General features: G+C 75.2%; 11 protein-coding genes. 5 read left to right on the top strand and 6 right to left on the bottom strand.

Annotation, left to right across the window (positions count from 1 at the left end; all coding sequences use genetic code 11):
* Positions 1 to 227: 227 nt before the first annotated feature.
* Positions 228 to 992: a YqjF family protein gene (locus tag POF43_RS09990; protein WP_271324287.1), complete on the bottom strand. Its 765-nt coding sequence runs from the start codon at positions 990 to 992 to the stop codon at positions 228 to 230.
* A 206-nt stretch (positions 993 to 1,198) separates the two neighbouring features.
* Here POF43_RS09990 and POF43_RS09985 point away from each other — a divergent pair, with 206 nt between their 5' ends.
* Positions 1,199 to 1,948: an alpha/beta fold hydrolase gene (locus tag POF43_RS09985; RefSeq protein WP_271324286.1), complete on the top strand. Its 750-nt coding sequence runs from the start codon at positions 1,199 to 1,201 to the stop codon at positions 1,946 to 1,948.
* Positions 1,949 to 2,203: 255 nt separating this feature from the next.
* Here POF43_RS09985 and POF43_RS09980 read toward each other — a convergent pair whose 3' ends face one another.
* The 4 genes from POF43_RS09980 to POF43_RS09965 all read right to left on the bottom strand — a co-directional run bounded on the left by POF43_RS09980 (position 2,204) and on the right by POF43_RS09965 (position 5,514).
* Positions 2,204 to 2,440 (bottom strand): hypothetical protein, encoded by a 237-nt coding sequence (locus POF43_RS09980; protein ID WP_271324285.1) that lies wholly within the window; start codon positions 2,438 to 2,440, stop codon positions 2,204 to 2,206.
* Positions 2,441 to 2,878: 438 nt separating this feature from the next.
* Positions 2,879 to 3,541 carry a DNA polymerase ligase N-terminal domain-containing protein gene (locus tag POF43_RS09975; protein ID WP_271324284.1) on the bottom strand — a complete coding sequence of 221 codons (663 nt, stop codon included), beginning with the start codon at positions 3,539 to 3,541 and terminating at the stop codon, positions 2,879 to 2,881.
* Between the two features lie 87 nt (positions 3,542 to 3,628).
* Positions 3,629 to 4,876: an MFS transporter gene (locus tag POF43_RS09970; RefSeq protein ID WP_271324283.1), complete on the bottom strand. Its 1,248-nt coding sequence runs from the start codon at positions 4,874 to 4,876 to the stop codon at positions 3,629 to 3,631.
* The gene (locus tag POF43_RS09965) at positions 4,873 to 5,514 is read right to left on the bottom strand and encodes a GntR family transcriptional regulator (RefSeq protein WP_271316044.1); all 642 of its coding nucleotides are present in this window, start codon (positions 5,512 to 5,514) and stop codon (positions 4,873 to 4,875) included. Before POF43_RS09965 ends, POF43_RS09970 begins: the two co-directional genes overlap by 4 nt.
* A 191-nt stretch (positions 5,515 to 5,705) precedes the next feature.
* On the opposite strand from POF43_RS09965, the gene POF43_RS09960 reads away from it, so the two are divergent.
* Both POF43_RS09960 and POF43_RS09955 read left to right on the top strand, forming a co-directional pair.
* Positions 5,706 to 6,530, top strand: a complete 825-nt coding sequence (locus POF43_RS09960; RefSeq protein WP_271324282.1) for an inositol monophosphatase family protein — start codon at positions 5,706 to 5,708, stop codon at positions 6,528 to 6,530.
* A gap of 253 nt (positions 6,531 to 6,783) precedes the next feature.
* Positions 6,784 to 8,844, top strand: coding sequence for an MMPL family transporter (locus tag POF43_RS09955; protein WP_271325098.1), 2,061 nt, complete (start codon positions 6,784 to 6,786; stop codon positions 8,842 to 8,844).
* 118 nt (positions 8,845 to 8,962) lie between these two features.
* Here POF43_RS09955 and POF43_RS09950 read toward each other — a convergent pair whose 3' ends face one another.
* Positions 8,963 to 9,976 carry a L,D-transpeptidase gene (locus POF43_RS09950; RefSeq protein WP_271325099.1) on the bottom strand — a complete coding sequence of 338 codons (1,014 nt, stop codon included), beginning with the start codon at positions 9,974 to 9,976 and terminating at the stop codon, positions 8,963 to 8,965.
* 218 nt (positions 9,977 to 10,194) lie between these two features.
* Between POF43_RS09950 and POF43_RS09945 the strand changes: the two genes are divergently transcribed.
* On the top strand, positions 10,195 to 10,593 hold the full coding sequence (locus tag POF43_RS09945) for an MmcQ/YjbR family DNA-binding protein (protein ID WP_271325100.1): 399 nt from the start codon (positions 10,195 to 10,197) through the stop codon (positions 10,591 to 10,593).
* Positions 10,594 to 10,932: 339 nt separating this feature from the next.
* Positions 10,933 to 11,178: a hypothetical protein gene (locus tag POF43_RS09940; protein WP_372515932.1), complete on the top strand. Its 246-nt coding sequence runs from the start codon at positions 10,933 to 10,935 to the stop codon at positions 11,176 to 11,178.
* Positions 11,179 to 11,278 lie beyond the last annotated feature (100 nt).

Genomic DNA, 11,278 nt, shown 5'->3' with positions numbered 1-11,278 from the left:
CGCCGGTTCGGATCGCGCCGGTACTGATCGCCGCCGCCGGGGGCCGCCGTACCGGTGCCGGGCCTGCGCCGGAGGCCGCCGCACCGCCGCCGGTACGCACCGCACCCCCGCCGAAGGCCGCCACACCGGTGCCGGGCCCCCGCCGGCGGCCGCCGCACCGGTGCCGGGCCCCCGCCGGTACGCACCGCCCCCCGGGGAGCCGCCGCACCGGTGCCGGGCCGTCGCCGTCAGGGCGGTCCGGCCGGGCGGCGGCCCCACGGCCGGCTGAAGCGGACCGCGACACCGGGGGAGTACAGCACGCTGACCGGGGCGCCCACCGGTTCCGGCAGGCCGGCCGCCCGTACCACGTCCTCGCGCAGGTGCAGCAGTTCGGCCCGGTACAGCGGCCAGCGCGGGTGGGCGTTCGGCAGGAAGGCCGGCCGGCCGAAGAACGCGCTGTGCATGCCCCAGCGCGCCGTCAGGAAGTGCTCCAGCGCGGTGGGCTCCTCGATGCGTTCGCCGACCCGGACCGTCAGGTCGCAGCGCGCGCCGCGCGGCCCGGGCCACCGGCGCCGGCCGGTGTAGGCGACGGTGTCCGCCTCTTTGCGCACCGCCATCCGCGACCACAGGTACGGCAGCCGGAACAGGCCGCGGGCCACCAGCACCGGCGCCAGCCGGGAGGCGTCCAGCGAACGGAAGACCACGCCCCGCCGCCCGTGCGCGTCCACCGCGTACAGCCGCACGTTGGTCTCCGGGAACGACCCGAAATACGGGATGCCCGGCAGCCGGAACCACCCGATGCGATGTATCCGGAAGGCGACCAGACCGACGTAGGTGTCCGCTCCCAGGGTGTCGGGCACGGTCCCCGGCGGCAGCAGCGGCGCCACGTCCCGCGGCGCGGCCGGCCAGTGCAGAAAGGTCAGGTCCAGCCACTGCTGGCTCAGCAGCGGCCGTAGGGCGGAGACGGGCGGGTCCGCGGTGATGGCCTGCGGAACGGCGGGGTCACCTGTCACCCGGTCAGCATGCCAGCCGCGGGCCGCCGCCGGCCGCAGCGGTGGAACGCGTCGCGCCGCACGGGCTGCGATGATGGGCGACCGGTGATCACCGCGCCCCGGGACCGGCCGGCGGGCGCGGTCGGCGTCGCGACGGCGGCCGTACCGGGTCCGGTACCGCGGCCCGCCGGGGGCGGCGGAGCACATCCGACGAGGAGTCGAGTGACATGAGCGTGGTCTTCGTGCACGGCAACCCCGAGACCGACGCGATCTGGGACGCGCTCGTCGCACGGCTGGAGCGGGATGACGTCGTGCTGCTGTCGCCCCCCGGGTTCGGCGCGCCGGTGCCGGACGGGTTCGGCGCCACCGTCACGGACTACCGGGCCTGGCTCATCGCCGAACTGGAGGCGCTGGAGACCCCGGTCGACCTCGTCGGGCACGACTGGGGCGGCGGTCACGTCGTCAACGTGGCGATGACCCGCCCCGACCTGCTGCGCAGCTGGGCCACCGACGCCATCGGGGTGTACGACCCGGACTACGTCTGGCACGACATGGCCAGGGGCTGGCGTACGCCGGGCCGGGGCGAGGCGATGATCGCCCGCGCGATGGGCGGCACCATCGAGGAGCGCACCGCGCGGGCGCTGCGCATGGTCGGCCGGCCGGAGGTGGCCGCCCGGCTGGCCGAGGCGCAGGGCCCGGAGATGGGCCGGTGCGTCCTGGACCTGTACCGCTCCGCGTCCGAGCCGGTGCTCCAGGAGATGGCCCGGGACCTGCCGGTCGCCGCCACCCGCCCCGGACTCCAGATCACCGCCACCGACGACACCTACGTCGGCACCGCGGACATGCGCCGGCGCACCGCGGAGCGGGCGAACGCCCAGGTGGTGGAGCTGCCCGGCCTGGGCCACTGGTGGATGCTCCAGGAACCGCGGCGGGCGGCGGAGGTCCTGACCGACTTCTGGGCGCAGCTGCCCTGTTGATGTCGGGGACGGCGGGATGAGGTCAACCACACTGCCTAGCAGGACGGTTGACGGTGTGTCAGGCGGCCGGGGATGGGCCCGGCCTGCCGACCGCGCCTGAACTGCCCGGCGGCATCGACCACTTCAGGGACCGGGGTCGGCCTCGAAGTCTCCCGGCACACCCGGTCGTGCGGTCGGTCGACCGCCTCTCCCGCACCGGCCCGCCGGTCCACCGGGCGGGTCCGCCGGGCCTGGTGCGCGGCGGACCCGGTCGGCTCACTCGCTGAGGGCGGGGGGCGTGTAGCCGCCCATCGGGCGCACGCTCAGGCTCGCGGCGGCCGCGCACGGCTCGCTCGACGCCGCCTTGAGGATGCTGGCGTGCAGCTGGGTCCCGCTGATCCGGGTGGGCGCCGCGTGGCTCTCGGCGGCACCGGCCGGCGCGGCCGCGACGAGCCCGGCGGCCAGCAGGGTGGCGGCCACCGCGGCGGCGCGTGCGGCGTTACTGGGTTTCATGGTGTTCCCCTCTACGTCGTTGCTCACGTGAATGAACTCGGTGGGACGGAACAGGACCGGGCGCCTGGCGCGACTGTAGAGGAACGGTGCCCGCCCGGGGAGGCGGAACCGGCCACCGCGAACGGCAACATGCTGGCGGTACGGACCGGTTGACGGAACGTCAAACGGGGTGTCGCGGGCGAGAGCGCCCGTGCGGTGCGCTTCCGGTGCGGTCTCCGCGCGGGAGCGTCCGGTGCCGTGCTCAGTGCCCCGCGGCGGCGGAGTCCGGCCCGAGCGCGATCGGGTTGCTCCAGGCACGCCCCGCGCCGCTGTCCTCGACGGTGACGCGGCAGTACCCGTGCCCGAACATCGCCACCGGCAACGAGCACTCCGTCAGCGGCGGCCGTGGTGCCCGGTGCCGGGGCTGCCGCTCACCGCCCGCCACCTACCGCTCACCGCCTACCGGCCGTCCCCGCCCCCGTCCTCCTCCGCGCCCCCACCCCGCTCCTCCGCCAGGTCCTCCACCGTGCGGCCCGTACGTACCGAGGCGGGTTCCGTGCTGACCGGGTCGCGGCGGCGGTCGGCGGTCTCGTCGGCGGTCTTGACGAGGATCCAGCGCTCCTTGCCGCGGTCGGAGCCGGTCCGGGTGAGGGCGTAGCCGCCGTGCAGCTTGCGGCCGTCCAGCCAGAACTTCACGTGGCCGCGTTCCACGCCGTCGGCGATCGCGGTGACCTCGCCGTCCTTGCCGGGCAGCGGGCGGTACTCGCCGGTGTCCCAGACGATGACCTCGCCGCCGCCGTACTCGCCGCGCGGGATGACGCCCTCGAAGTCGGCGTAGTCCAGCGGGTGGTCCTCGGTGCGCATCGCCAGCCGCTTCTCGCGGGGGTCGGTGGACGGGCCCTTCGGCACCGCCCACGACTTGAGCACGCCGTCGGCCTCCAGGCGGAAGTCGTAGTGCAGCGACGAGGCGGCGTGCTTCTGGATGACGAACCGCCGTCCGCCCCCGTCACTCCCGCCGTCCGCCCCGCCCGGTTCCGGCGTGCGGTCCCGGTGCCGTTTGGCGCGGTACTCCGTCAGCGGCGCCCGGTCGCCGGACCGGCCTGCTTCGTCCTTCTTCGCCATGTCCGCCGGGTGCCCCTGGCCGCTCCGGGCAAACGGCGACCCGCCGCGGCGCGGCAGGGCCGCCCCTCCCGGTGCCGGGCCCGCCGCTCAGGGGCCGCCGGGCAGGTGCCTGCGGTGGGACCGCAGGACGAGCAGGAACGCCGCCGCCACCAGGGCCGTCACGGCCAGCAGGAGTGCCGTCGTCGTGAACGGCGGGGTCAGCGCCGCCATCGCGGCCGGGGTCAGGAAGCCGAGGTAGGCCAGCGCGTAGAAGACGCCGGTCAGCCGGGCGAGGTCGCCGGGCGGTGCCATCCGCTGCACCTCCAGCAGCCCGCTGACCAGCCCGACGCCGATGCCGGCGCCCATGACGCACGCGGTGACCACCCCCAGCGCCGGTGACCGGGTGGCCGCGGCGGCGGCCGTCAGCAGCAGTCCGGCGGCCACCGCCGCGAGCGCGACGAGCAGCCCCCGCGCGCTGGAGGCGGTGTCGATCCGCTTGGCGAGCGGCTGGACCAGCGCGGCCACGCCGAGGGTGAGCACCGTCAGCCCGGTCGCGTACGGCAGGCCCCAGCGGCCGGTCGACGGCGACAGCAGCACCGGCAGGTACCCGTAGGCGAGCGCGGCGCCGGCGAACAGCCAGGGGGCGGCGACCGCCACCACGCCGGCGAAGCGCCGGTGGCGGGCGGCGGACAGCCGGAACCGGACGCCCGGCGTGCCGTTGAGCCGGCCCGCACTGGTCTCGGGGACCCGGGGGAGCAGCCACAGGAACGGCACCGACACCGCCAGGTGCACCACGAAGGGCAACTCCTCGTCCCACGGCCCCCATTGGGCCAGGACGCCGGCGACCAGCGCACCGATGCCGGACCCGAGGGTGAACGCCAGCGAGGCACGCCGCGCGCCGGTGCCCGCCTCGGCGGTGACGTCCCAGGGGGCCTGGGAGACCTCCTTCAGCCAGCTGTTGCCGACCGCCATGGCGATGCCGACCGCGGCGCCGGACAGCAGCCGGCCGGCGTAGATCGGCCCGGGGCCGGTCGCGCCGAAGGCGAGGGTGGCGCTGGCGGCGGTGGAGGCGAGCAGGCCGGCGAACATCAGTGGCCGGCGCCCGTACCGGTCCGACAGCGCGCCCGCGACCAGCAGCGCCGGGGCCAGCCCCAGCACGTACACCCCGAGGAAGAGGTTGACGGTGGTCGCGTCGTAGTGCTGGCGCTCCTTGTACATCACCAGCAGCGGGGTGAACTGGTTGCCGCACCAGCAGGAGACGAACACCGCGCCGAAGACGGTCCACCAGGGCCGCGGCCGGCCGGCCGGTGCGAGGGGGCCGGCGGGGGCCGGTTCGACCGCGGTGCCGCCGCTCACAGCGCCCCCCGGTTCCGGGCGACGTGCGCGCGCAGCAGGTCGCGGTAGGCGTCGGCGTCCCGGCGTTCCAGGCAGCCGACGAGGTCGCGGTGGTCGGTCAGGATGACCGGCAGCTCGTCCGGCCGGATGGCCAGCAGGTGGTGGCGCAGCCGCTGCTGGCGGTCGCGCAGCAACGCGTAGAAGTGCCCGGCGATCTCGTTGCCGGACGCCTCGACCACCGTGCGGTGGAATTCCTCGTCGGCCTCGACGAACGCCTCCAGGTCGCCGGCCGCCGCGTGGCCGGCCTGCACGGCCAGGTTGGACCGCAGCCGGTCCAGCGTCGCCGGGGCGGTCCGCTCCTCGTCCACCACGCGCTGCGCCGCGGCGCCCTCGATCGCCTCGCGCATCTCCAGCACATCCCGCGCCTCCTGCGGTGCCATCGGGAGCACCACGGCACCCTTGCGGGAGGACAGCGCGAGCAGCCGTTCGGTGTCGAGCCGCAGGAACGCCTCGTGCACCGGGGTGCGGCTGACGCCGAGGTCGTCGCAGATGCTCCCCTCGCTGATCAGCCGCCCGCCCGGCAGCGCGCCGCGGATGATCAGGTCCTTGGTGTACCGGTAGACGCGTTCGGCGGCATGCGTGGTGGGCTTGTCAGACATGCGTATCAGCCTACGTCTTGCATGCAAGGTTGCGTGCATCGCTCCCCGCGCGGATCGCGGACGCCCCGCACCCACCGTTTCGACGGCAGGTGTTGACCGGTTCCGCCACAAGGGCTCGCTCCACATCCTCTTTCGCTCACCCGGTGCCGTCCGAACGCCGCCGGAACCCGGCCCGGCCCGACGATGGACGCATGACGACAACCGAAGCGCACCCACACGTTCCCCAGGCCGTGACCCCTCTGCTGGCGTCGATGACGGCCGCCGCGCACGCCGTCGGGGCGTTCCTCGCGCAGGCGCCGGTGACGATGCCGGCGGCCACCGACTGGGCGGAGTTCAAGCGGCGGTTCGACGCCCTGGACCGGCCCGCGACCGAGCTGTTCAGGGAGCGGCTGTCGGCGGTGCGCCCGCAGGCGGTGTGGGCCGACGAGCTGGACACGCGGTTGCCGGCGACCGGCGAGGCGTGGGTGGTGGACGCGCTCGACGGCGCGGTGCAGTTCCTCCAGGACCTGCCGCACTGGTCGGTGAGCGTGGCGCTGGTGCGCGACGGTCGGCCGGTCGCCGCGGTGCTGCACGCGCCGGTGCGCGGTGAGACGTACACCGCCGAGGCCGGGCGCGGCGCCCACCGCGACGGGCGGCCGCTGGAACCGTCCCGCAAGACGGACCTCTCGCTGTGCGTGCTCGGCGCCGGCCAGCCGCCGACGGTCGCCCGGGAACCGGCGGCGGTCCGCGCGGCCGGCCGGTCGCTGTCGGCGGTGCTGCCGCACGCCGGCGCGGTGCGCAACCTCGGCCCCACGTCCTGGCAGATCGCCGACGTGGCGGCCGGCCGGCTCGACGGTTTCTGGCAGTACGGCACCGACGACGGCAACCTGCTGGGCGCCGCCCTGGTGGCCGCCGAGGCCGGCCTGCCGGTGACCGACCTGGCGGGCCGCCCCTGGCAGGCCGGCGCCACCGGCTTCCTGACCGCCCCCGCCCCGCTGCACGCCCGCCTGCTCGACCTCCTCGGGACCGCCGGCTGACCCGAGCGGCACCGGCCGCCCGCGCCCGCACCGGCCGCCCCGCCGCCCCGCGGATCGCCCCGCCGCCCCGCGGACCGCCGCGCCGCCGGGCGGACCACACCGGAAGGACGCCGCCGCACCCCCGTACCGGCGGGCGCGTCACCCCTGGGAGTGACCCGTGGGTCCGGCGTGTCGCCGGTGGACGGTGGTAAGGCTGTGACGTGCTCCGGAAGTGACCGCGAGGGCGGGCGCGGCACAGGCGGTGGGGAGAGACATGCGGGCACTCGCACGGTTCGTCGTCCGGTACCGGTGGTGGGTGACGGCGGCGTGGGTGCTGCTCGCCGCCGCCGGGGCGTTCGCCGCGCCGCGCGCCACGAGCGCGCTCAGCTACGACTTCGGTCTGCCCGGCCGGCCCGGCTACCGGGCCAACCAGGAGATCCTCCACGGGTTCGGCTCCGGCGGTGACGACGCGCCCGTGCTGCTGGTCGCCGGGAACGGGACGCGGCCGGTGCGCCCGGCCGACGCCGCCGCGATCGTCCCGGCCGTGCGCGCGGCGGTGCCCGGCGCCCGCGTCGCCTCGTTCGGCACGGACACCGCGCTGCGCTCCCGCGACGGCCGCACCGGCGTGGTCCTGGTCTACCCCCGGCCCGGCCACGGCCAGGACCCGTACGCCGCCGCGCTCCCCGCCCTCCAGCGGGTCGCCCGCTCGTCGCGGGTGCCGCTGGCCGTCACCGGTCAGGACGCGCTGATGCGGGGCGGGGGCGGCGGCGGGGCCGGTGTGCTGGCCGAGACGGTCTTCGGCGGGGTGGCGGCGCTGGTCATCCTGCTCCTGGTCTTCGGCTCGGCGCTGGCGGTGATGCCGCTGGTGGTCGCCGCCGTGTCGATCCTGACGACGTTCCTGATCATGTGGGGCCTGACCCGCGTCACGGACGTGTCGTTCATCGTGCAGTATCTGCTGGCGCTGATCGGGCTGGGCGTGGCGATCGACTACGCGCTGCTCGTGGTGACCCGCTGGCGCGAGGAACGCGGCCGGGGCGCCGTCGGGACCGCGGCGGTGGAGAACGCCCTGGCCACCGCCGGGCGCTCGGTGCTCTTCTCCGGCCTGACGGTCGCGGTGAGCCTGGCGTCGCTGACCGTGCTGCCGGTGCCGTTCCTCCGCAGCGTCGGCTACACCGGGCTGCTGATCCCGTTGATCAGCGTCACCGCCGCGATCACCCTGCTGCCCGCGCTGCTGGTGACGGCCGGCGAACGGCTGGAGTGGCCGCGGCGCCGGTCGCTGTCCCCGGTCAGCCGGCTGTGGACCGCGGTCGGCGGCGCGGTGGTGCGGCACCGGTGGACGGCGGCCGTCGGGTCGGCCCTCGTCCTGCTGGCCCTGGCGTCACCGCTGCTCGGCCTGCGTCTGGGCCAGCCGTCGGCCGCGTCGCTCGCCACCTCCGGGGGACCGGCCGCCACCGCCCTGCACCGGGTGCGCGACGCGGGGCTCGGCGCCGGGATGACGCACCCGGTGGAGATCGTGACCGCCGACCCGTCCCGCGCCGAGGCCGCCGCCCGCGCGGTGCCCGGCGTCGCCGGTGCCGTGGCGCCGGCGTCCTGGAGCCGCGGCGGCCGGCGGGTGGTCGACGTGTGGTCTACCGACGACACCGCCACCGCCGCCGGTTCCACCGCCGCGCGCCGGGTACGGACCGCGGCGCGCGCGACCGGCGCCCGGGTCGGCGGCATCCCCGCCCAGGACGCGGACTTCATCACCGCCGTCTACGGCAACGTGCCGTGGATCGTCGCCGTCATCGTCGTGGTGACCTTCGCGCTGCTGCTGGCCGCCCTGCGCTCGGTGTGGCTGCCGGTGAAGGCGCTGGTGCTCAACGTGCTGTCGCTCGGCGCGGCCTACGGCGTCACGGTGCTGATCTGGCAGCACGGCGTCGGCACCGAGGCGCTGTTCGGCCTGCCCGCCTCGGGCGCTGTCACCGTGTGGATCCCGATCGCGGTGTTCGCCTTCCTGTTCGGTCTCTCGATGGACTACGAGGTCTTCCTGCTGTCGCGCATCCGTGAGGAGCACGACGCCGGTGCCACCACCGACGACGCCACGGTGGCCGGCGTGGCCCGCACCGGACGGCTGGTCACCTCCGCCGCCCTCATCCTGTTCTTCGCCTTCGTCGCGCTGTCGCGGGTGCCCGCCACCGACGTCAAGATCCTGGCGACCGCCCTCGCGCTGGGCATCCTCATCGACGCCACCGTGGTCCGCGGCGTGCTCGCCCCGGCCCTGGTCGCCCTGCTGGGCCGCGCCAACTGGTGGTCGCCGTTCCACCGCCGCGCCCCGGCCCGCACCCCGGGGGAGTGACCCGCACCCCGGGGGAGTGAGCGGGGCGTCCGGCGCCGCGAACGCGTCCGGCGCCGGGGGAAGCCCCCCGGCGCCGGATCGGTGTGGCGGTCTCACGCGGTCCCGCGTGGTCGGACCGTCACGCGGTGGTCGTCGTCGTCACCTGCCCGGCGCCGCTGGCAGCCAGCCACGTCGACCACGTCAGGTTGTAGTCCGCGTAGCCGTTGTCGCCGGGCGCCTTGCCGCGCGGGGTACCGGTGATGGTCACCGGGTCGCCGGTCCTGACGAAGTTGTAGAACCACTCCGCGTCGGCCAGCGACAGGTGCACGCAGCCGTGCGAACCGACGGAGTGGCCCGGGTAGGGGTCACCGGTCGAGTAGTGCACGTAGGTGCCCGAGGTCGTCAGGTGGACGTCCCACGGCAGGGTCAGGTCGTAGTAGTTGGGGCTGCTCTTGTCACAGCTGATGCCGACGCTGCACGAGGTCATCCGCACCTCGCGCGACTTGTCGATCACCGCCATCGTCCCGTCCCACGACGGCCAGCTGGAGCTGCCCGCGTCGATGGGGAAGGTCTTGACCACCGTGCCGTTGTGCGTCACGGTCATCCGGTGCCCCGGCGCGGAGACCTTGGCCTCGTCGTCCGCGCCGATGGTGAAGGTGTGGTGGTAGCTGTGCACGCCGTAGCGGCCGTTCCCGTCCGTGACACCGGTCAGGTCCGCGTCCACCGACACCTTGGTGCCCGGCTTCCAGTACGTCTCGGGCCGGAAGTCGACCCGCGTGCTGGTGAACCAGTGCCAGGCACCGGTGACCGGCACCGACGTGCTGATCTTCATGTGCCGTTCCACGGCCGCCCGCGCGGACGTCGCCACCGGGTTGCTGAAGACCACCGACACCGGCATCGCCACCCCGACGGTGGACCCGCTCTCCGGCGCGATGGTGTTCAGCAGCATGGGCGGCCCGGCCGGCTTGGTCGGCGACGGGGAAGAACTCGGGGTCGGCTTCCCCGTGGCCGCGGCGCCGGACGCCGTCGACCGCCCCGACGGTTTGGCATCGGCCGATGACCCCGAGGAAGAGCTCCCGTTGCAGGCGCTCGTGCCGGCGAGTACCGCCCCGGCCACCAGAGCGATGCCCACGCTCCTCCAGACCCGATTCATTCCTCAGCCTCACTCTTGTCACGCGCTTCAGACAACATCTGTACCTGAGGACACCCGCCCCCGCACCACGGTTGCACGCGCCGTGTAAAACACAGGTCAAGGCTTCGGCGTACGGCCGAACGGGTGAACCCGTGGTAGACGTACATCATCGCCGCCCGCCGGTGAGGGCCGTACGCCGGGTGGCGGTTCCCTACCCCGAGACCCTGGGAGCAGTCACCGTGCCCGACGCAGTCGACGAAGCCGACGTCCGCCGGATCGCCCTGTCCCTGCCCCGGACCGCGGAGAAGATCCGCTGGAACCACCCCACCTTCGACGTAGCGGGGCGGATGTTCGCCACCGTCCCCGACGACGCCACCTCCTTCGCCGTGCGGTGCCCGCGGCACGAACGGGCCGAGCTGATCGCCGCCGAGCCCGCCAAGTTCTGGGTGCCGCCGCACGAGGCCCACTCCGCGTGGGTCCGGGCCCGGCTCGCCGCCCTGGAGGACCTCCAGGAGCTGTACGACATCCTCCTCGACTCCTGGCGCCAGTCCGCCCCCGCCGACCTCGCGGACTCCTTCACCGGAGGGGACCCGTTCACCGGAGGGGACCCGTTCACCGGAGGGGCGGCGGACCGCTGAAGTGGGCGCGGGGTGCTGACGGGGGCCCGGCCGGGCGGCTGCTCCGGGCGATGGGCCGCTCCCTGCCCAACGCTCCCTGCTCACCGGTCGGCGTGGCAGGCGCCCCGGAACGGGCTCACCGCTCACCGATCCCCGCTCACCGGCCGGCGGTGGCGTGGCCGGAAAATCCCGGGTGCCGCACCGACGGCCGGGATACAGTGCGAGCGTCCTGTCGTCTCCGACAGAGGTGGACAATGCGTAACTGAGGTCCGCGAACATCGCGCGGTACGGCATCGGCCGTAACCCGTCACGCGTGGCCGGCTTCCCGCCGGCCCGTGACCCCGCGTACACGCGACCTCGGTGCGCCTTACCGTCCCCGGCCCGGTCCCTCGGGCCCGCGGAGGGACCCGCACCCTCGACCTGTCCGGCCTGCGACAGCTGACGAGCGCGCGGCACTCCTACGAGGGCGCGCTGCTGGTCGCCGGGCACGACCTGACCTTCCTGGAGTCGATCGGCGTCACCCGCTGGCTGCTCGTCGCCGAGGACCTCCGCGAAACCACCGCCGAGGAGGCCCGCGACCTGCTCACGGCCCCGGATCCCGGCTGACGGTCCGCGGGGTTGGGGTGCCCGGCGGGGGCCGGGTGCGTTGAACGGCGGCCGGTTCTTCCGGCGGGGGCTGTCGGCGTGAGGCGGCGGGCGGCACCCC

It is taken from the genome of Streptantibioticus silvisoli, assembly GCF_027947535.2.
In the GTDB taxonomy this organism is placed as follows: domain Bacteria; phylum Actinomycetota; class Actinomycetes; order Streptomycetales; family Streptomycetaceae; genus Streptantibioticus_C; species Streptantibioticus_C silvisoli.
Note: the sequence above shows the minus strand (reverse complement) of the source record. Positions and strands in the feature narration are given on the sequence as shown.

Coding starts and splice junctions, on each gene's coding strand:
- POF43_RS09985 (WP_271324286.1), top strand. CDS start 1,199: ATGAGCGTGGTCTTCGTGCACGGCAACCCCGAGACCGACGCGATCTGG.
- POF43_RS09980 (WP_271324285.1), bottom strand. CDS start 2,440: ATGAAACCCAGTAACGCCGCACGCGCCGCCGCGGTGGCCGCCACCCTG.
- POF43_RS09975 (WP_271324284.1), bottom strand. CDS start 3,541: ATGGCGAAGAAGGACGAAGCAGGCCGGTCCGGCGACCGGGCGCCGCTG.
- POF43_RS09965 (WP_271316044.1), bottom strand. CDS start 5,514: ATGTCTGACAAGCCCACCACGCATGCCGCCGAACGCGTCTACCGGTAC.
- POF43_RS09960 (WP_271324282.1), top strand. CDS start 5,706: ATGACGACAACCGAAGCGCACCCACACGTTCCCCAGGCCGTGACCCCT.
- POF43_RS09955 (WP_271325098.1), top strand. CDS start 6,784: ATGCGGGCACTCGCACGGTTCGTCGTCCGGTACCGGTGGTGGGTGACG.
- POF43_RS09950 (WP_271325099.1), bottom strand. CDS start 9,976: ATGAATCGGGTCTGGAGGAGCGTGGGCATCGCTCTGGTGGCCGGGGCG.